Annotated in this window: 18 protein-coding genes; 7 read left to right on the top strand and 11 right to left on the bottom strand. The window is 64.5% G+C overall.

Annotated features, from left to right (window positions below):
* Positions 1-49: 49 nt before the first annotated feature.
* Positions 50-856, bottom strand: a complete 807-nt coding sequence (locus tag GGD63_RS12990; protein WP_026312585.1) for a response regulator — start codon at positions 854-856, stop codon at positions 50-52.
* A gap of 220 nt (positions 857-1,076) precedes the next feature.
* Between GGD63_RS12990 and GGD63_RS12985 the strand changes: the two genes are divergently transcribed.
* Positions 1,077-1,310, top strand: coding sequence for a NepR family anti-sigma factor (locus GGD63_RS12985; protein ID WP_080135209.1), 234 nt, complete (start codon positions 1,077-1,079; stop codon positions 1,308-1,310).
* Positions 1,310-1,858 (top strand): sigma-70 family RNA polymerase sigma factor, encoded by a 549-nt coding sequence (locus GGD63_RS12980; RefSeq protein WP_018646832.1) that lies wholly within the window; start codon positions 1,310-1,312, stop codon positions 1,856-1,858. The genes GGD63_RS12985 and GGD63_RS12980 overlap by 1 nt, the downstream gene beginning before the upstream one ends.
* A gap of 67 nt (positions 1,859-1,925) precedes the next feature.
* Here GGD63_RS12980 and GGD63_RS12975 read toward each other — a convergent pair whose 3' ends face one another.
* The 8 genes from GGD63_RS12975 to GGD63_RS12940 form a co-directional block, all read right to left on the bottom strand.
* Positions 1,926-2,624, bottom strand: coding sequence for a nitroreductase (locus GGD63_RS12975; protein ID WP_183242470.1), 699 nt, complete (start codon positions 2,622-2,624; stop codon positions 1,926-1,928).
* Between the two features lie 161 nt (positions 2,625-2,785).
* The gene (locus GGD63_RS12970) at positions 2,786-4,030 is read right to left on the bottom strand and encodes an acyl-CoA dehydrogenase (protein ID WP_183242468.1); all 1,245 of its coding nucleotides are present in this window, start codon (positions 4,028-4,030) and stop codon (positions 2,786-2,788) included.
* A gap of 165 nt (positions 4,031-4,195) precedes the next feature.
* Complete coding sequence (locus GGD63_RS12965; protein WP_183242466.1) at positions 4,196-5,440, bottom strand: acyl-CoA dehydrogenase; 1,245 nt, start codon at positions 5,438-5,440, stop codon at positions 4,196-4,198.
* 141 nt (positions 5,441-5,581) lie between these two features.
* Positions 5,582-6,709 (bottom strand): acyl-CoA dehydrogenase family protein, encoded by a 1,128-nt coding sequence (locus tag GGD63_RS12960; RefSeq protein WP_183242464.1) that lies wholly within the window; start codon positions 6,707-6,709, stop codon positions 5,582-5,584.
* Positions 6,710-6,865: 156 nt separating this feature from the next.
* Positions 6,866-8,737 carry an AMP-binding protein gene (locus GGD63_RS12955; RefSeq protein ID WP_183242462.1) on the bottom strand — a complete coding sequence of 624 codons (1,872 nt, stop codon included), beginning with the start codon at positions 8,735-8,737 and terminating at the stop codon, positions 6,866-6,868.
* Positions 8,738-8,780: 43 nt separating this feature from the next.
* Entirely contained in the window at positions 8,781-9,587 is an 807-nt protein-coding gene (locus tag GGD63_RS12950; protein WP_183242460.1) for an enoyl-CoA hydratase/isomerase family protein, read from the bottom strand.
* Positions 9,588-9,770: 183 nt separating this feature from the next.
* Positions 9,771-10,529: an SDR family NAD(P)-dependent oxidoreductase gene (locus GGD63_RS12945; protein WP_145637290.1), complete on the bottom strand. Its 759-nt coding sequence runs from the start codon at positions 10,527-10,529 to the stop codon at positions 9,771-9,773.
* A gap of 55 nt (positions 10,530-10,584) precedes the next feature.
* Entirely contained in the window at positions 10,585-11,187 is a 603-nt protein-coding gene (locus GGD63_RS12940) for a TetR family transcriptional regulator (RefSeq protein ID WP_246785475.1), read from the bottom strand.
* A 213-nt stretch (positions 11,188-11,400) separates the two neighbouring features.
* Here GGD63_RS12940 and GGD63_RS12935 point away from each other — a divergent pair, with 213 nt between their 5' ends.
* Together GGD63_RS12935 and GGD63_RS12930 are read left to right on the top strand one after the other, a co-directional pair.
* Complete coding sequence (locus GGD63_RS12935; RefSeq protein WP_183242456.1) at positions 11,401-12,573, top strand: acetyl-CoA C-acetyltransferase; 1,173 nt, start codon at positions 11,401-11,403, stop codon at positions 12,571-12,573.
* Positions 12,574-12,780: 207 nt separating this feature from the next.
* Positions 12,781-14,325: an acyl-CoA synthetase gene (locus GGD63_RS12930; protein WP_183242455.1), complete on the top strand. Its 1,545-nt coding sequence runs from the start codon at positions 12,781-12,783 to the stop codon at positions 14,323-14,325.
* Between the two features lie 109 nt (positions 14,326-14,434).
* On the opposite strand, the gene GGD63_RS12925 is transcribed toward GGD63_RS12930, so the two are convergent.
* On the bottom strand, positions 14,435-14,977 hold the full coding sequence (locus GGD63_RS12925) for a methylated-DNA--[protein]-cysteine S-methyltransferase (RefSeq protein ID WP_183242453.1): 543 nt from the start codon (positions 14,975-14,977) through the stop codon (positions 14,435-14,437).
* A gap of 139 nt (positions 14,978-15,116) precedes the next feature.
* On the opposite strand from GGD63_RS12925, the gene GGD63_RS12920 reads away from it, so the two are divergent.
* The gene (locus GGD63_RS12920; protein ID WP_183242451.1) at positions 15,117-15,935 is read left to right on the top strand and encodes an alpha/beta fold hydrolase; all 819 of its coding nucleotides are present in this window, start codon (positions 15,117-15,119) and stop codon (positions 15,933-15,935) included.
* A 2-nt stretch (positions 15,936-15,937) separates the two neighbouring features.
* Positions 15,938-16,750, top strand: a complete 813-nt coding sequence (locus GGD63_RS12915; RefSeq protein ID WP_183242449.1) for an alpha/beta fold hydrolase — start codon at positions 15,938-15,940, stop codon at positions 16,748-16,750.
* Between the two features lie 176 nt (positions 16,751-16,926).
* On the opposite strand, the gene GGD63_RS12910 is transcribed toward GGD63_RS12915, so the two are convergent.
* Positions 16,927-17,382 (bottom strand): carboxymuconolactone decarboxylase family protein, encoded by a 456-nt coding sequence (locus GGD63_RS12910; RefSeq protein WP_183242447.1) that lies wholly within the window; start codon positions 17,380-17,382, stop codon positions 16,927-16,929.
* Positions 17,383-17,481: 99 nt separating this feature from the next.
* On the opposite strand from GGD63_RS12910, the gene GGD63_RS12905 reads away from it, so the two are divergent.
* Positions 17,482-18,339, top strand: a complete 858-nt coding sequence (locus GGD63_RS12905; RefSeq protein ID WP_183242445.1) for a sigma-70 family RNA polymerase sigma factor — start codon at positions 17,482-17,484, stop codon at positions 18,337-18,339.
* The last annotated feature ends 60 nt before the right edge of the window (positions 18,340-18,399 follow it).

The following is an 18,399-nucleotide window of genomic DNA, read 5'->3' as shown; positions in this document are numbered from 1 at the left end:
AAAACGGCGCGCCCTGCGACGCGCCGTTTTCTTGTCCGACAGAGGTTCCTTACGCCGCCGGCACCTTCGGCGCGCGGTTGCGCGAGTTGCGCTGGAAGAACAGCGCCTGGCTCGCCACCGCCGACACCATCGCCGGCTGGAACGGCTTTGAGATCAGGAACGCCGGCTCCGGGCGTTCGCCGGTGAGGAAGCGCTCCGGATAGGCGGTGATGAACACCACCGGCACCTCGAAGGTGCGCAGCAATTCGTTGACGGCATCAAGCCCCGACGAGCCGTCGGCGAGCTGGATGTCGGCCAGGATCAGGCCGGGCCGCTTGTTCTTGGCGAGCGCCACCGCGTCGGCATGGGTGCGCGCGACGCCGACGACATTGTGGCCGAGATTCTTCACCAGGCTCTCGAGGTCCATGGCGATGAAAGTCTCGTCCTCGATGATCAGCACGTCGGTGGCGATCTCGGCCGCCATCTCGCGCCCTGCGGCGTCCGCGAGCCGCCGCGTCTCGGCAACGTCGGTGCTGAGGATGAAGGCGACCTCCTCTTCCGAAAATCCCTCCAGCGACAGCAGCAGGAATGCCTGCCGCGGCAGCGGCGTGATGTTCGACAGCCGCCGCTCGGGCGGCATCGGCAGGGTCGTCACCTCGGCATCGTCGTTGACCGAAACCGAATTCCAGATCTGGGTGAACAGCCGGAACAGGCCAGCGCGCGGCCCGTGGCTCTCGTCGAGCACCGACGGATCTCCCAGCATGGCTTCCAACATGGCTGCGACATAGGCGTCGCCGGAGGCCTGGCTGCCCGTCAGGGCGCGGGCATACCGGCGCAGCAACGGCAAGTGTTCAGCGACAAGCTGTGAACGGGACATCCCCACTCCATTCATCTTCGGGCCAACCTCAGAGAATAGGAACCAAGAGGGGAGGCCCGGGTTCCCCTGCTGGACTGACTACGCCTCAGGACAAGAAAAGTTCCGCGAGAGGGGGAACTTTTTGTCGAACCTGGAATTGTGCCTATCCAGGGAACGGCTCCCGGTTGAGAAAACTTCTCGATTTTACAGCGACTTAACTCGGGGAAACGTGGAACAGGTCATGAAAGATCTCAAGTCTCAAGCCAGCAAAAGCACGACCCCCGGCAAGGGAGGCCTCACTCCGGAGATTCAATCCCGGATCGGGCATCAACTGCGCGCCATGTACGACGACGTCGTGCGGCAAGGGGTTCCGGACCGGTTCGCGGAACTGATCAAGAAACTTGATGCGCCGGGAGGCGCACCCCAAGTGGAAACTGATGGGGGCTCCAACGACAACAACAATGGGAGGGATTAATGCCTCTCACGGAATCCCTGCGTAACGACATCCTGGCGGCCGTGCCAAGCCTGCGCGCGTTCGCGATCTCGCTCAGCGGCAACGCAGACCGCGCCGACGATCTGGTTCAGGAAACGCTGTTGCGCGCGCTCGCCAACATCGACTCCTTCCAGCCCGGCTCCAACCTGCCGGCCTGGCTGTTCACGATCCTGCGCAACCTGTTTCGCTCCGACTATCGCAAGCGGCGGCGCGAGGTCGAGGATGCCGAGGGCAATTATGCGAAGACGCTGAAGACGCAGCCTTCGCAGAACGCGCATCTCGAGTTCGAGGAGTTTCGCGGCGCGCTCGAGAAGCTTCCGCAGGACCAGCGCGAGGCCTTGATCCTGGTCGGCGCCTCCGGCTTCTCCTATGAGGACGCGGCCTCGATCTGCGGCTGCGCGGTCGGCACGATCAAGAGCCGCGTCAATCGCGCGCGCTCGAAGCTCGCCGCGCTGCTCTATGTCGACGGCGCCGAAGACTTCGGGCCCGACGAGACCGTGCGCGCCGTGATCGGCGGCAGCGGCGGATAGCGCGGTCATCGGGTCCACAGCACACGTGTGAAGGCGGCCGTTCGCGCGGCCGCCTTCGTGCACGTCGTTACTCCTCCACGAACGTCACGGTATCAGGCACGCTCGCGCGCGAGGTACGGTAACTGTTGACCTTGTGGGCGTGGTCGGCATAGCCGAATGAGATGCCGCAGACGACGCGGCGGTCGTCCGGCAGGTTGAAATGGCGGCGGATCAGGCCGGAATGCCGTGCAAGCGCCGCCTGCGGAATCGTGCCGAGCCCGAGCGCCTGCGCCGCCAGCATGAAATTCGAGACATAGGCACCGCAATCGATCGCGCCGTAGATGCCGAGCGGCTCGTTGGTGTGGATGATCGCGATATGCGGCGCGCCGAAGAAATTGTAGTTCTCCAGCGCCTGCCTGGCGTAGGCGGCCTTGTCGCCGCGGGCGATGCCGAGCGTGTTGTAGAGCTGGAAGCCGCTCTCGCGGCGGCGCTCGAGGTAGACCCCGACATATTCGCGCGGCGGGGTGAAATCGTAATCGTCGCCGAGGCCTTTCGAGGCTTCCGCGTAGATCGCCTTGCGAAAACGCTCCTTGGCCTCGCCGCTGGCGATGATGACCTGCCAGGGCTGACTGTTGCACCAGGACGCGGTGCGCTGCGCGGTGGTCAGCACATGCTCGATGGTGGCGCGGTCGACCTGCTTGGGCAGGAAGGCGCGAACCGAGTAGCGCTCGTTGAGGAGCTCTTCGAGCACGCCGATGCGGTCATTTTGTTTCACTTGTGCGTCCATGAATCAGCTCGCATTCTTCGTAGGGTGGGTTAGCTCGCGGCTGTGCGAAGCACAGTCCGCTAGCGTAACCTCTTTTGTTTCCGCGTCGGCAGAATTGGTGGGTTACGCGTGGCGGCCGCGCTTCGCGCATCCGCCAGGCTAACCCACCCTACAAGACCATATCACCGCCCCTTGGTCGGGATCTTGTTATACGGCACGTCCTTGTCGACACGGATGTCGCCCGGCAGGCCCAGCACACGCTCGGCGATGATATTGCGCAAAATCTCGTCGGTACCTCCGGCGATGCGCATCGAGGGCGAGGACAGCAGCATCTGCTGGAACTGGCCCTGCACCGTCTCTTCGTCCGTGCCGGTGAGAACACCGGCCGCGCCCTGCAGGTCCATGGCGTAGGTGGCGATGTCCTGCAGCATCATGCCCGAGACCAGCTTGCCGATGGAGTTCTCCGGGCCCGGCCGCTCGCCCTTCGACAGCGCCGAGATCGCGCGCATGCTGGTGTATTTCAGCCCGCTCGACTTCGCCGCCCAGCTCGCAAGCTTCGAGCGCACGGCGGGATCGTCGATCGCGAGCCCGTCCTCCAGCATCAGGTTGAAGCAGAACTCGAACATTTCAGGCACGCCGGTCGCAAGCCGCGCGCCGATCGACATGCGCTCGTTCATCAGCGTGGTCAGCGAGACGCTCCAGCCTTCGCCGACGGCGCCGAGACGCTGGCTGTCGGGGATAACGACATCGGTGAAATAGACCTCGTTGAACTCCTGCATGCCGTTGGCCTGCTTGATCGGGCGGACCTCGACGCCCGGGCTCTTCATGTCCAGGAAGAACATGGTGAGCCCCTTGTGCTTGGGCACGTTGGGATCGGTGCGCGCGATCAGGAGCCCATAGTCGGAATAATGCGCGCCCGAGGTCCAGATCTTCTGACCGTTGACGATCCAATTGTCGCCCTTCTTCTCCGCGCGGGTGCGCAGGCCCGCGACATCCGAGCCCGCAGACGGCTCGGAGAACAGCTGGCACCAGATCTCCTCGCCCGAGGCGAGCTTCGGCAAATAGCGGCGCTTGGCGTCTTCGCTGCCGAAGGCCATCACGGTCGGCCCGCACATGCCCTCGCCGATCTGGAACGGCTGCGTCAGCTTGCCGTAAACGCCCTCCTCCTGCTGCCAGATCACGCGCTCGATCGGGCTCGCGCCGCGGCCGCCATATTCCCTCGGCCAGTGCAGGCAGGCCCAGTTGCCCTCGAACTTCTTCTTCTGCCAGGCCTTGCCGACATCGACGATGTCGTGCTTGGCAAGCCGAATGCGGCCAAGCGAGGACTTTGACAGCTCGGCATGCAGCTCCTTCGGCGCATTGGCCTCGATCCATTTGCGCGCTGTGTCGCGGAATGCGGCTTCCTGCGGGGTGTCGTCGAAATTCATGGCGGACCTCTATCTTCGTAGGGTGGGTTAGCCCTGCAGATGCGCGAAGCGTATCTGCTCGGCGTAACCCACCACTTCTGCTGACGCGGAGACGAAAGAGGTGGGTTACGCTAGCGGACTGTGCTTCGCACAGCCGCGAGCTAACCGACCCTACAAATTCCGGACTCATCTTCCCTTCGTCGGGATCTTGTTGAACGGCACGTCCTTGTCGACCCTGATATCGCCGGGCAGGCCCAGCACCCGCTCGGCGATGATGTTGCGCATGATCTCGTCGGTGCCGCCTTCGACGCGCGTGCCCGGCGCACGCAGCAGCATCGCCTGGAAACGGCCGGCGACCTCAGCGTCTTCCGGGCCGCTGACGACGCCAGCCGCACCTTGCAGATCGAGCGCGTAGGTCGCGACATCCTGGATCATCGAGCCCGCCACCAGCTTGCCGATGGAATTTTCCGGCCCCGGTCGCTCGCCCTTCGACAGCGCCGAGATCGCGCGCATGCTGGTGTATTTCAGCCCGCTCGCCTTCACCGCCCAGTTCGCCAGCTTCGAGCGCACCGCACGATCCTCGATCGCCGGGCCGTCATCGAGCATCAGGCTGGAGCAGTACTCGAACAACTCCGGGAAACCGGTCGAGACGGCCGCGCCGATCGCGCTGCGCTCGTTCATCAGCGTGGTCAGCGAGACGTTCCAGCCGTCGCCGACCTCTCCGAGGCGCTGATAATCGGGAATGCGGACGTTGGTGAAATAGACCTCGTTGAAGTCGGAGGCGCCGCTGGCCTGCTTGATCGGCCGCACCTCGACGCCGGGGCTCTTCATGTCCAGGAAGAACATGGTGAGGCCCTTGTGCTTGGGCACGGTCGGATCTGTGCGGGTGAGCAAGATGCCGTAGTCGGAATAATGCGCGCCCGAGGTCCAGATCTTCTGGCCGTTGACTATCCAGTCGTCGCCGTCCTTCTCGGCGCGCGTGCGCAGGCCCGCGACATCGGAGCCGCCGGCCGGCTCGGAGAACAGCTGGCACCAGACCTTCTCGCCGGACGCGAGCGGCGGCAGATAGGTGCGCTTATGCTCCTCGCGCGCGAACGCCATCATGGTCGGTCCGCACATGCCGTGGCCGATGATGAACATGCGGGACAGCTGGCCGAACGGCCCTTCTTCCTGCTGCCAGATCACGCGCTCGATCGGCGATGAACCGCGGCCGCCATACTCCTTCGGCCAGTGCAGGCAGGCCCAGCCCGCATCGGCCTTCTTCTTCTGCCAGGTCTTTGCGACCTCCAGGATATTGGCGTTCTTGAGCGCGGTGCGGCCGAGCGAGGATTTGCGCAGCTCGTCTTCGTATTGCCTGGGCGCATTCGCCGATATCCAGGCACGCGCGGTGGCGCGGAATTCGGCTTCCTGCGGGGTATCGTCGAAGTTCATGGCCTTGCCTTCTCTTCCGTCATTCCGGGGCGCGCACCGCGCGAACTATGGTGCGCAATTGCGCACCTGAGAATCCAGAGGTTACCTAGCCATTTCGAGATTCCGGGTTAGCGCTTTGCGCGCCCCGGAATGACGACTTCACTACGCCGCGTTCTTCTTCCGCATGCGATCGATCAACTGGTCCTCCCAATAGGACAGGCTGCCGAGGCCAAGCGCCATCGCGTTGGCGCGGCGGTAGTACATGTGACAGTCGAACTCCCAGGTAAAACCCATGCCGCCGTGAACCTGGATGTTGTTCTTGGCGCAGTGCTGGAACGCCTGCGTCGCGCTGATGCGCGCAGCCGCGGCGGCTTCCGGCAACTCGGCCGCATTGGTCGAGAGCGCCCAGGCACCGTAATAGCTGTTGGAGCGCGCCAGCGTCGCCGAGACATACATGTCGGCGAGCATGTGCTTGACTGCCTGGAACGAGCCGATCTGGCGGCCAAAGGCGATGCGGTCGAGCGCGTAGTCGCGGCCCATCTCCAGCGCGCGGTCGGAGCCGCCGACCTGCTCGAAGGCGCACAGCACCGCGGCGCGGTCGAGCACCTGAGTCAAAATGCTCCAGCCATCGCCGGCAGCGCCGAGCGGCTCGGCCTTGCAGTCTTTGAAGGTGAGCTCGGCCTGCCCGCGGGTCGGATCGAGATTGGTGAGGCTTTTGATCTCGACGCCGCCGGCCTTGAGATCGACGAGGAACAGCGAGATGTCGTTCTCGCGCCCGCTCGACCCGGTGCGCGCGGCAACCACCGCGAAGTCGGCGATCGCGCCATCGGCGACCGGCTTCTTGACGCCGTTGAGCACGCCGTTCGCAGCGGTGAGCTTGACATTCTTGGGCGACGGATTGCCCTTGCCCTCGAACAGCGCCAGCGTGCCGATCGCTTCGCCCGCGGCGATCGTCGGCAGCCATTTCTTCTTCTGCGCGTCGCTGCCTGCGATCAGCAGCGCTTCGGCGGCAAGATAGACGGTCGAGGAAAACGGCACCGGCGCATTGGCCCGGCCCATCTCCTCTGCGATCACACAGAGCTCGAGATGGCCGGCACCGGCGCCGCCGAAGTCTTCCGGGATCGCGACGCCGAGAAAGCCCATCTCGGCAAGACCTTTCCACAGCTCCTTGTCGTAAGGCGCCTTGCCGTCGAGCACGACGCGCACCGCCTTGGGCGAACACTTCTCAGCGAGGAATTTGCGCGCCTGATCGCGGAGCTGTTTCTGGTCGTCGGAGAAATCGAAGTTCATGGCGGGCTACCTCTTATTCAGTATCATTGAGACCGTCATTCCGGGGCGCGACGAAGTCGCGAGCCCGGAATCCATTCCACCGCGTTAATGCGGCCCGATGGATTCCGGGTTCGCGCTGCGCGCGCCCCGGAATGACGAGGTGAGAGATTTGTGCACTCATCGCAGCACGATCACATCTTCATCCGGCCTCTCGGCATAGAGCCGCTCCACCACCGCCGCGCGGCGCTCGAGGCCGGCGCGCTGGTTGATGTAACCCTTGTCGGTGAGCTCGTTGCCGTCGATCGAGGGCGGGTCCACCATCAGCATGGCACGCGCAATGATGCGGCTGCTGGCGCCCTCGCACTCCCGGTTGTGGGCTTCCAGCCCGCGCCTGAAGCAGGCGAGCACGTCAGGGTGCTTCACCGCATCGGCAAAGCTCAAATCGGGATTGCCGACGAGTTGGCGGCAGGCATGCAGGTTCGGCCAGGCCAGCAGGCCGATGAAGGCGCGATCCTGTCCCGCGACCAGCGCATCATGCACGACGGGCGTCGCCGCCGCGATCGTGTCGGTGCGGAGCGAGCCGACATGGACGAAGGTGCCGGTGGTGAGCTTGAAGTCTTCCACCACGCGGCCGGCAAAGATGATGCCTTGCACCGGATCGGCATCGTCAACGAAAATGCCGGCATCACCGATGCAGTAAAATCCTTCCTCGTCGAACATCTTCCTGGTCAGGTCAGGCTGGCCGAAATAGCCGGGCGTGACGTTGACGCCGCGCAGGCGCAGCTCGTATTTCGAGCCGCACGGCACCATCTTCAATTCGACCCCGGGGAACGGCAGACCGATCAGGCCGACGCGCTCGGTGTCCCAATAGGTGCCGGTCGAGGTCGGCGCGGTCTCGGTCGAGCCCCAGCCGGTGTAGAACACGATACGCTCGCCCGTGGTCTTCACCGCCAGCGCCTGCATGCGCTCGTAGAGATCGTCCGGCAGCCGCGCGCCACCATAGGCCATGATCGAGAGGTTCTTGAAGAAGGAGCGGCAGAGCGCGTCGTCCTTCTCCATCGCGGCCGCAAGCGCGGCATAGCCGGCGGGAACGTTGGCGTAATAGGTCGGCGAGATCTCGTGCAGATTTCGCAGCGTCTCCTCGAATTGGCCCGGCATCGGTCGGCCGTCATCGATATAGAGCGTGCCACCGTCGACCAGGACGGGATGGAACGCTGCATTGCCGCCCATGGTGTGGTTCCACGGCATCCAGTCCAGCATGGTCGTAACAGGGCCATCGGGCGAGCGCGGCCGCACCTGCATCATCATCGCCGCATTGGCGCACATCATCTCCTGCGTGTTGATGACAGCCTTGGGCATGCCGGTCGAGCCCGACGTGAACAGCAGCTTGCCGACGGTCTGCGGCGTGATTTTTGCGATCGACTCCTCGACGTCCGTCATCACCGGCGTTGCCGCGAGCTCGGCAAAGCTGACGCTCTTGATGCCGTCGCAGGGCCGCGCGACGTGAACCACGGTGACGCCGCTGAGATCGAGCGCCTTGAGCGCCTTCTCGAAGGTCGGGCCGTCCTGCACCATCACCACGGCCGGCTTGATCAGGTCGAACAGATATTTCAGCTTGACGTGATCGTGGCTCATCAGCGAGTAGGCCGGCGACACTGGCGCAGCCGGGACGCGCGCCTGCATCGCGGCCTGCGTCATCAGCGCATGCTCGATCGAATTGCCCGAGAGGATCGCGACCGGACGTCCCTCCAGCTTGAGATTCAGCAAGCCTTGCGTCAGCGCATCGACCGTGCGCTTGGCTTCACCATAGGAAACTCTTCGCCATTCGCGATTGGGGCCGCCTCGCTGGGCAAGCCAGATGCGCTCGGGCGCTTCCCTTGCCCATTTCGCCAGCGATGCCGGGATGTGCGTCTCGTAGGCTTGCAGCGGAACGCGCGACTTCAGCACCACCGTGCCGTCGGCACGGCGCTCGACGTCGATGTCGCGCGCGAGCCACTCGACCTTGCGAAAGGCGGGCTTCGTCATCACCGCCGCCGCGCTCCCACTCATTTTGCGTCTCCCGGAATTACTGTCCTTTGCGGATCTTCGTCGTTCAGCGCTTGATATAGACAGGCTTTCGCTTCTCAAGGAAGGCCCTGATGCCTTCCGAAAATTCCTCGGAGCGGCTGCACAGGACCTGGTTGCGGTCCTCCATCGCGATCGCAGCTTCCAGCGATCCGGCATCGACGCTCATGTTGAGACATTCCTTCGACAGGCGCAGGCCCACGGGCGAGGCCGTCATCATCGCATCGACATAGGGCTCGGCCGCTTCGTCGAGCTTATCCTCCTCCACGACCTCCGAGACCAGGCCAACTGCAAGCGCGCGCTCGGCGCCGATGAAGCGCCCAGTGAGGATCAACTCGGACGCGACGGAGACACCGACGAGGCGCGGCAGGAAATAGCTGGTGCCGATATCGCAGCCACCGAGCCCAAGCTTGATGAAAGCGCAGTTCATCCGCGCCGACTTCGCGGCAATGCGGATGTCGGACGCCAGCGCCAGCGCAAACCCGCCGCCGGCCGCCGCGCCCTGCACCAGCGCAAGGATCGGCTGTGGGCAGCGCCGCATCAGCATCACGATGTCGGCGATGCGGCGCTGTGAGTCCAATGACTCCGTGACGCCGGGCGGCTCCTGCTGCCCGGCACGACGCGCCATCGCGGCCTTGAGGTCGAGCCCCGCGCAAAAATTCCTGCCGGCGCCCTTCAGCACCACGACGCGCGTATCGCGGTTGCGCTGCAGGCCCTGGAAGTAGACGTTGAGCGCGTCGATCAGCGCAGGATCGAGTGCGTTGAGGCTTTCAGGGCGATTGAGTGTCACCCGATCGACGCCGTCGTTGTGCTCGATCAGCAGCGGTTGAGACATGGGGCCTCGCACATCAGTCATGGGCCGGACTGCCACCCTCCCCTGAAGGGGGAGGGTCGATCGCGCGCAGCGCGAGCGGGGTGGGGTGACGGTCTCTCCCCGACCAACACTGCCCGAGTGGAGAGATCACCCCACCCCGGCGCTTCGCGCCGACCCTCCAGGGGAGGGTAAAAAGAACGTCGTCTACCTTGGAGCCATGCGGATCGCGCCATCGAGACGGATGGTCTCGCCGTTCAGCATCGGGTTCTCGACGATGTGCACCGCGAGCATGCCATATTCATTGGCATCGCCGAGACGCGAAGGATGCGGCACCTGGGCACCGAGGCTCTTGCGGGCCTCTTCGTTCAGACCCATCAAGAGCGGTGTGAAGAACAGGCCGGGCGCGATGGTGTTGACGCGGATCTTCTGGCTGGCGAGGTCGCGCGCGGCCGGCAAAGTGAGGCCGACGACGCCGCCCTTCGAGGCCGAATAGGCGATCTGGCCGATTTGGCCTTCGTAAGCCGCGACCGAGGCGGTGTTGATGATGACGCCGCGCTCTTCGCCGACCGGCTCGATCGTGACGAGGCGCTCGGCGAACAGCCGCAAGCAGTTGAAGGTGCCGATCAGATTGACGTTGATGATGCGCGCGAACTTTTCGAGCGGATAGACGCCGTCACGGCCGACGATGCGTTGCGAGCCGCCGATGCCGGCGCAATTCATCAGGACGCGGGCGACGCCATGCGCGGCTTCTGCTTTCGCGATCGCCGCCTTGATCTGCTCCTCGCTGGTGACGTCCGCATGCAGCGCGACGCCCTTCACTTCGGCGGCGACCTTCTCGGCGTTTTCCTTGCTCTGATCGATCACGCCGATCTTGGCGCCCTTGGCAGCCATGGCGCGGGCGGTCGCGGCACCAAGGCCAGAACCACCGCCGGTGATGAGAACGGCTACGTCTTTCAACTGCATCGCTTGCACCTTTCCTTGGACGTTTCTTCTCTAGACTTGTGACGTGTTGGCCGGATCATCCGGCAGCGGCAGCTTCCCCGACTTGCGTGAGGATGCCGCCGCAGATCAGCGTTTCCATGTGCTTGATGTATTGCCGGCAGACTTCGCCGGTGACCGGGCCGACGCCGGTCGCGCGGGACATCGCGTGCCGGCCGAAGAACAGGTGATCGCAGGCGCCGATCAGGCTGGTGTAGAACAGCACCGGATCGGTGTCGCGGAATTCGCCACGGCTGACGCCTTCCGCAAGCAGGCGGCGATGGAAATCCAGCAGCGGTGCGACGAAGAATTTCGAGACCTCATCGGCGGAGCCAGCACTGGTTTCGTGCAGGAGATAGTGGATCAGCCGGTTCATATAGGGGAACCGGTGATAAGCGCGGATGATGCCGGCGATATGCAGCTTCAGCTTTGCCGTCGACGTGATCGGCTGCGCCAGGAGATATTCGAGATTGGACATCTCGGTCGCAGCGTCCCGCGCGAGCAGCGCCAGCAGCAGGCCGTCCTTGTTGCCGAAATGATATTTGACCAGCGCGGCGTTGGCGCCGGACTTCTGGGCGATGTCGGAGAGCGAGATCTCGATCGAGGAGCGCTCGATCATCAGCTCGCTCGCGGCCACGAGCAATTTCTCTGCCGTGGAATTTTTTCCGCCGGTGAGCCTGTTCGGTACGCTGGTAGCCACGGAGATCCCTGTTTGGCCGCTGGAAGCGGGGCGCAGATAAGCCCAAGCAGCGCCTCATCACAAGAGTTAATTGATCGATTGACTAAATGATCTCGCGCCCGTTTAATCCGCCCCCGACAACCAAACCCATTCAGAAGAATCCAGGGAGAAACCGACATGGCCGAGGCTTACATCGTCGCCGCTGCGCGTACCGCCGGCGGGCGCAAGGGGGGCCGCCTCGCCGGCTGGCATCCGGCCGACCTCGCCGCCAAAGTGCTGGACGAGCTGGTCGACCGCACCAAGGTCGATCCCGCCCAGGTCGAGGACGTGATCATGGGCTGCGTGATGCAGGTCGGCGAGCAGTCCAACAACGTCGCGCGCAACGCGATCATGGCCTCGAAGCTGCCGGAGAGCGTGCCGGGCACCTCGATCGACCGTCAGTGCGGCTCCTCGCAGCAGGCGCTGCACTTCGCCGCGCAGGCCGTGATGTCCGGCAGCATGGACGTGGTGATCGCGGCGGGCGTGGAATCCATGACGCGCGTGCCGATGGGCCTGTCCTCGCAGCTGCCGGCCAAGAACGGCTTTGGCAATTACAAGAGCCCCGGCATCGAGGCGAGATATCCCAACATCGTGTTCAGCCAGTTCACCGGCGCGGAGATGATGGCGGAGCGATACGGCCTCTCCAAGGATGAGCTCGACGAATTCTCCTACAACAGCCATCAGCGCGCGATCGCGGCGACGCAAGCCGGTCACTTCAAGAAGGAGATCGTGCCGCTCGAGATCACCCGCGCCGACGGCAGCAAGGACACCCACCACATCGACGAAGGCATCCGGTTCGACGCTACGATCGAAGGTATCAGGGGCGTCAAGCTGATCGCCGAGAACGGCAAGCTGACAGCGGCCAGCGCCAGCCAGATCTGCGACGGCGCCTCCGGCGTCATGGTGGTGAACGAGAAGGGCCTGAAGCAGCTCGGCGTCAAGCCGCTCGCCCGCATCCATCACATGACCATGATGGGCGGCGATCCCGTCATCATGCTGGATGCTCCGCTGCACGCCACCAAGCGCGCGCTGGACAAGGCCGGCATGAAGATCGGTGACATCGACCTGTTCGAAGTCAACGAGGCCTTCGCCTCGGTGCCGACCGCCTGGCTGAAGACCACCGGCGCCGATCCCGAGCGCCTCAACGTCAACGGCGGCGCGATCGCGCTCGGCCATCCCCTCGGTGGCTCCGGCACCAAGCTGATGACGACGCTGATCCACGCCCTGCACCAGCGCGGCAAGCGCTATGGCCTGCAGACCATGTGCGAGGGCGGCGGCATGGCGAACGTGACGATCGTGGAGCGGCTGTAGGCTTCTTCCGCACAGATGGCGTCGTCCCGGACCAGCGCGCCTCAAGCGCGCGCCGATCCGGGACCCATAGCCACAGCAGACTGTGGTTGTGCTGCGCCGGAGCTCCATCTCGTTTCAACAACCGCGCCCTGTGGTTATGGATCCCGGCCCCCGTGCGCAATTGCGCACTAGGCCGGGATGACACCTTTCTTGTTGCGGATCTCGACCATGACTCACCCCTCCATCTACGCCCGCACCACGCCCGACAAGATCGCCTACCAGATGGCCGGGACCGGCAAGGCGATCACCTATCGCGAGCTCGATGAGCTCTCGAACCAGGGCGCAAACCTGTTCCGCTCGCTGGGGCTGAAGGCCGGCGATCACATCGCGCTGCTGATGGAGAACCGCCTCGCCTTCATGGAGCTCTGCTGGGCCGCGCAACGCAGCGGGCTCTACTACACCGCGATCAGCCGCTACCTGAAGCAGGACGAGATCGACTACATCATCAAGGATTGCGGCGCCAAGGTCGTGATCACCACGCCGAAATGCGCCGACCAGATCAAGGCCCTGATCAAGGGCACCCCCGGCGAGCCGATCTTCTACATGATGGACGAGCCGCTGCCCGGCTTCCGCTCCTATGACAAGGAAGCGGCCGCACAGCCGACCACGCCGATCGCGGACGAGGTCGCCGGCTACGACATGCTTTACTCGTCCGGCACGACCGGCCGGCCCAAGGGCATCAAGAAGGCGTTCGAGGGCAACAGGATCGACGTGCCGAACGCGTTCCTGCGCGTGCTCTGCGCCGACATGTGCGGCATGAACGCCGAGAACACCTATCTCTCGCCGGCGCCGCTCTATCACGCGGCGCCCCTGCGCTTCAACATGATGGCGATCGTGCTCGGCGGCACCTCCATCATCATGGAGCATTTTGACGCCGAAGAGTTTTTGAAGCTGGTCGAGAAGTACAAGGTAACCCAGTCCCAGCTGGTGCCGACCATGTTCGTGCGCATGCTGAAGCTGCCGGACGAGGTGCGCAACCGATACAGCGTCTCGACGCTGAAGGGCGCCATCCACGCCGCCGCGCCCTGCCCGGTCGATGTGAAAGCGAAGATGATCGAATGGTGGGGGCCGATCCTGATTGAGTATTACGCGGGCTCGGAAGGCAACGGCGTCACCGTCTGCAACTCGCAACAATGGCTCGAGCATCGTGGCAGCGTCGGTCGCGCCGTGGTCGGCAAGATCAAGATTCTGGACGAGAACGACGAGGAGCAGCCGACAGGCGAGATCGGCACGGTCTATTTCGCCGATGCGCCCGCGTTCACCTATCACAACGACCCCGAGAAGACGAAGAAGGCCTACAACGCCAAGGGCTGGTCGACGCTCGGCGATGTCGGCTATCTCGACAAGGACGGCTTTCTCTTCCTCACCGACCGCAAGTCCTACATGATCATCTCGGGCGGGGTGAACATTTATCCACAGGAGACTGAGGACGTCCTCATCACTCACCCCGAAGTCGCCGACGTTGCCGTGTTCGGCGTGCCAAACGAGGAGATGGGCGAAGAGGTGAAGGCCGTGGTGCAGCCGCACGACATGACGCGCGCCGGCAAGGCCCTCGAGGCCGAACTGATCGCCTACTGCAAGACGCGCCTCTCCGCCATCAAGTGCCCCCGCTCGATCGATTTCGAAGCCGAGCTGCCGCGCACACCGACCGGCAAGCTGGTGAAGCGGCATTTGCGCGACCGGTATTGGCCAAAGACGGCGGCGACAGTTTAGTGGGATTCGTAGGGTGGGTTAGCGAAGCGTAACCCACCACTGTCTTTATCCGCGGAAACAGAAGAGGTGGGTTACGCCTTCGGCTAACCCACCCTACGCTTCCTCAATCTCAATCAAACAAGCTCGGCGTGTGGTTCACCAGCGCGCCTTCGATCTCCAGCATCTTCAGCTTGGTCACCACGCCGCCATTGGCCGAGAAGCCGCCGGGCTTGTTGCCGGCCGCGAGCACGCGATGGCAGGGCACGACGATCGGGCACGGATTGCGGCCGAGCGCCTGGCCGACGTCGCGCGACAGCTGGACGCCGCCGAGCTGCTTGGCGATGTCGCCATAGGTGATGGTCTTGCCGGGCGGAATGGCGCGGGCGATCTCGTAGACGCCGCGGTTGAAGTCAGGCACGCCATCGAGATCGAGCGGGATGTCGGTGAGATCGTCGGGCTCACCGGCGAGCAGCTTGACGATGCGGTCGATCGCCTGCTGCACCTCGGTGGTTGGCTCGGCTTCGGTGGCGTCGGCATGGCGCTGGCTGATGCGGGTGCGGATCTTCTGCTCGCCGCCCATCGGCAATTGCGTGCCGTTGATGCCGCGCGGGCCCCAGGTGATGGCACAGAGGCCGATCCTGGTGTCGAACAGGGCAAAATGCTGGTCGGTCATGGCTTGGTTCCTGAGCTAGCGTTCCTTGTCGCATGCCCCCAATGTGATCTCGGCCTAAATCTAGGCTTGGAAATAGTTGCGATCCACCCGGTTTCCGGGAATCTTGCACAGGAGTTCCAGTCCTCTCGCGAGCCCCCGAATGCAAAGCCTCCACGTCAACGGATACGACATGCCCTATCTCGACGTGGGCGAGGACAGAGGCCGCGCGCCGCTGGTCTGCGTGCATGGATCGCTGAATGACTTCCGCGTCTGGGGCTGTGTGCTGGGCCCGCTGACGCAGCGGCATCGGGTGATCGCCGTCAGCTTGCGGCACTTCTTCCCGGAAAGATGGGACGGGGTTGGCGACACCTATTCGATCGCCCAGCATGTCGACGACGTCATCGCCTTCATCGAAAAGCTCGACCTCGGCCCGGTCGACCTGATGGGCCATTCCCGCGGCGGGCATATCTGCTTCCGCGTCGCGCAGCGCCGGCCGGATCTGCTGCGCCGGCTGATCCTGGCGGAACCCGGCGGCGAGCTCGATGCGAGCCTCGACCCTGACTATGTCGGCGGCCCCTCGCCGCTGCTGGCGCGCTTCACGGCCTCAGCCGAGAAGATCGCGGCCGGCGATGTTGACGGCGGCCTTGCCGTGTTCGTCGACACGCTGGAAGGCGCCGGCACCTGGCCGCGATTGCCGGCGATGGTGAAGCAGAATTTGCGCGACAACGCCACTACGCTGATCGGCCAGGTCCGCGACAACCGCCCGCCGTTCTCGAAGGCGGATGCGGAGGCGATCTCGATGCCGACGCTGTTCATCCTGGGCGCGCGGACCAAGGGCCTGCTGCCGAAAGTGCTGCATGCGCTCGCCGCGCATGTGCCCTATTCCAAGACGGCGATCATCCCGAACGCGACGCATCCGATGTTCGAGCAGGCGCCGCAGAAATACTCCGAAGTGGTCCTGGATTTTCTGGCGAGCTGATCATGCAGAGCTTTCGCGTCAACGGTTATGACATGGCCTACCTCGAGGTGGGAGAGGGACCGCCGCTGGTCTGCGTGCACGGCACGCTCGGGGATTTTCGCACCTGGTATTCGGTGCTCGGCCCGCTGTCGAAGCATCATCGCGTGATCGTGGTGAGTCTGCGGCATTTCTTTCCCGAGCATTGGGACGCCGTCGGCGACGATTACAAGATGGCCCAGCACGTCGCTGACACGATCGCCTTCGTCGAGCAAGTGAAGCCAGGTCCGGTCGACCTGATGGGCCATTCGCGCGGCGGCCACATCGCCTTTCGCGTGGCGCAGGAGCGGCCTGATCTGCTGCGCAAGCTGGTGCTGGTCGAGCCCGGAGGCGATCTCGACGCCAGCCTGCCGGTGCCTGACGGCACGCCCGCGCACCCGCCGCTCGCCGCACGCACGGCGCGCTCGGTCGAGATGATCCGCGCCGGCGACCTCGAAGGTGCGCTGCAGAATTTCTACGAAGGCATCGAAGGTGACGGCTCCTGGCGGCGGGTGCCGGCGGCGGCGAAGCAGCAATTGCGCGACAACGCGCTGACCTTCCTCGGCCAGATCAACGAGCGGCGCCGGCCCTACACGCTCAGCGATGCGCAGGCGATCAGGACACCAACACTGCTGATCGGCGGCGGCGCGACGACCGGAAGCCTGTCGGTGATGTGGCGCGTGCTGGCCGCGCACATTGCAGGAGCTAGGACAGCGGTGATCGCCAATGCCGGCCACTGGATGTTCGAGCAGGCGCCGCTGGAGTTCGGCGAGGTGGTGAGCGGGTTCCTGGCGGAGTGAGCACATGTGAGGCGGGCGGCGCCGGTGATCTCCCTCGCCCGCTTGCGGGGAGAGGGTGGGGTGAGGGGGAGCCTCCGCGAAGTCGGTGAGAGTGAGACTAGCGGAGACTCCCCCTCACCCGGAATTTGCGATGCAAATTCCGGCCTCTCCCCGCACGCGGGGAGAGGCGAAGAAACTCACACCTTCCAAACACCCACCGGCATCTTGATCGTCGCGTTCAGCCGGTTCCAGACGTTGATGATCGCAATCGAGAGGATCAGCGTTGCCAGCTCGCGCTCGTCGAAATGCTTGGCGGCCTCGTTCCAGATCGCATCGGGCACCGGGTCCGAGCGATCGGCGATGCGCGTGACGGCTTCGGTCAGCGCCAGCGCGGCGCGCTCGGCTTCGGTGAAATAGGGCGCATCGCGCCAGGCCGACACGGCGAACAGGCGCTCGTCGGTCTCGCCCAGCTTGCGGGCGATCTTGGGATGCATGTCGACACAGACGCTGCAGCCATTGATCTGGCTGGCGCGCAGGTGCACCAGTTCCAGGAGCTTTTCCGGAAGGCCCTGCTTGGTCAGATTACCGAGGGACTGCAGGACATTCATGGCCTCCGGCAGGACCATGACAGGGTGATTCATGCGGGCGTGCATCGTTTTCGTCTCCATCTCACAAATCTCGAAGGTTCCGGTCACATCCGCCGGATTGGCTTCGTCATGGGCATGACGGATCGCGATGAGGGAATGTGACCGATGACCGAACAGAATTTTCTCAGCCACCAGTTCGAGGCCAGCAGGGACCATTTGCGCGCGGTCGCCTACCGGATGCTGGGGTCCCGTGCCGAGGTCGACGATGCCGTGCAGGAAGCCTGGCTGCGGGTCAGCCGCTACGACATGTCAGATGTTACGAATTTGCGCGGCTGGCTGACGACCGTGGTCGCGCGCATCTGCCTCGACATGCTGCGCGCCCGTAAGTCGCGCCGGGAAGGCCCGATGGGCCCGCACGTGCCGGAGCCGATCGACGAGACCCGGGAGCGCGAGGTCGAGATGGCCGATTCGGTCGGCGCGGCACTGCTGGTTGTGCTGCAGACATTGCAGCCGGCCGAGCGGCTGGCCTTCGTGCTGCACGACATGTTCGCCGTGCCGTTCGAGGAGATCGCGCCGATCGTCGGCCGCTCGGTCGATGCCTCGCGCCAGCTGGCGAGCCGCGCGCGGCGGCGCGTGCAGGGCGCGCCGGTGCCCGACGCAAACCTGTCGCATCAACGCAGGATCGTCGATGTCTTCCTCAAGGCGTCGCGCGAAGGCGATTTCGAGGGCCTGCTCGCCGTGCTCGATCCCGACGTGGTGTTTCGCGCCGACCAGGCCGCGGTGCGGCTCGGCACGCTGGCCGAGATCCGCGGCGCCGATGCGGTCGCGCAGCTCTACAAGGGTCGCGCCCAGGCCGCGCGCACGGCGCTGGTCGACGGCGAGATGGGCGTTGCCGTCGTCCTCGGCGGACAGTTGCGAATCGTGCTGCGCGTGACCTTCGACGGCGACCGGATCGCAGCAATCGAGGCGGTGGCCGATGCGGAAGAGATCACCGCGATGGAGGTGGAGGTGCTGGAGCGCTAGGCCGCGTGGCATCGTGGCGTTGCGGATGCTAGGCTTTCCGCATAATCGCGCGGTGCCCGC

This window comes from Bradyrhizobium sp. cir1 (genome assembly GCF_014198245.1).
Classification (GTDB): domain Bacteria; phylum Pseudomonadota; class Alphaproteobacteria; order Rhizobiales; family Xanthobacteraceae; genus Bradyrhizobium.
This window is presented reverse-complemented; position numbering and strand designations above follow the sequence as displayed.

Bases quoted from the DNA above. Each gene is read 5' to 3' on its own strand.
- GGD63_RS12975 (WP_183242470.1), bottom strand. From the start codon at position 2,624: ATGGACGCACAAGTGAAACAAAATGACCGCATCGGCGTGCTCGAAGAG.
- GGD63_RS12930 (WP_183242455.1), top strand. From the start codon at position 12,781: ATGACTCACCCCTCCATCTACGCCCGCACCACGCCCGACAAGATCGCC.
- GGD63_RS12935 (WP_183242456.1), top strand. From the start codon at position 11,401: ATGGCCGAGGCTTACATCGTCGCCGCTGCGCGTACCGCCGGCGGGCGC.
- GGD63_RS12990 (WP_026312585.1), bottom strand. From the start codon at position 856: ATGTCCCGTTCACAGCTTGTCGCTGAACACTTGCCGTTGCTGCGCCGG.
- GGD63_RS12950 (WP_183242460.1), bottom strand. From the start codon at position 9,587: ATGTCTCAACCGCTGCTGATCGAGCACAACGACGGCGTCGATCGGGTG.
- GGD63_RS12960 (WP_183242464.1), bottom strand. From the start codon at position 6,709: ATGAACTTCGATTTCTCCGACGACCAGAAACAGCTCCGCGATCAGGCG.
- GGD63_RS12905 (WP_183242445.1), top strand. From the start codon at position 17,482: ATGACCGAACAGAATTTTCTCAGCCACCAGTTCGAGGCCAGCAGGGAC.
- GGD63_RS12955 (WP_183242462.1), bottom strand. From the start codon at position 8,737: ATGAGTGGGAGCGCGGCGGCGGTGATGACGAAGCCCGCCTTTCGCAAG.
- GGD63_RS12925 (WP_183242453.1), bottom strand. From the start codon at position 14,977: ATGACCGACCAGCATTTTGCCCTGTTCGACACCAGGATCGGCCTCTGT.
- GGD63_RS12970 (WP_183242468.1), bottom strand. From the start codon at position 4,030: ATGAATTTCGACGACACCCCGCAGGAAGCCGCATTCCGCGACACAGCG.
- GGD63_RS12945 (WP_145637290.1), bottom strand. From the start codon at position 10,529: ATGCAGTTGAAAGACGTAGCCGTTCTCATCACCGGCGGTGGTTCTGGC.
- GGD63_RS12980 (WP_018646832.1), top strand. From the start codon at position 1,310: ATGCCTCTCACGGAATCCCTGCGTAACGACATCCTGGCGGCCGTGCCA.
- GGD63_RS12920 (WP_183242451.1), top strand. From the start codon at position 15,117: ATGCAAAGCCTCCACGTCAACGGATACGACATGCCCTATCTCGACGTG.
- GGD63_RS12910 (WP_183242447.1), bottom strand. From the start codon at position 17,382: ATGCACGCCCGCATGAATCACCCTGTCATGGTCCTGCCGGAGGCCATG.
- GGD63_RS12965 (WP_183242466.1), bottom strand. From the start codon at position 5,440: ATGAACTTCGACGATACCCCGCAGGAAGCCGAATTCCGCGCCACCGCG.
- GGD63_RS12985 (WP_080135209.1), top strand. From the start codon at position 1,077: ATGAAAGATCTCAAGTCTCAAGCCAGCAAAAGCACGACCCCCGGCAAG.
- GGD63_RS12915 (WP_183242449.1), top strand. From the start codon at position 15,938: ATGCAGAGCTTTCGCGTCAACGGTTATGACATGGCCTACCTCGAGGTG.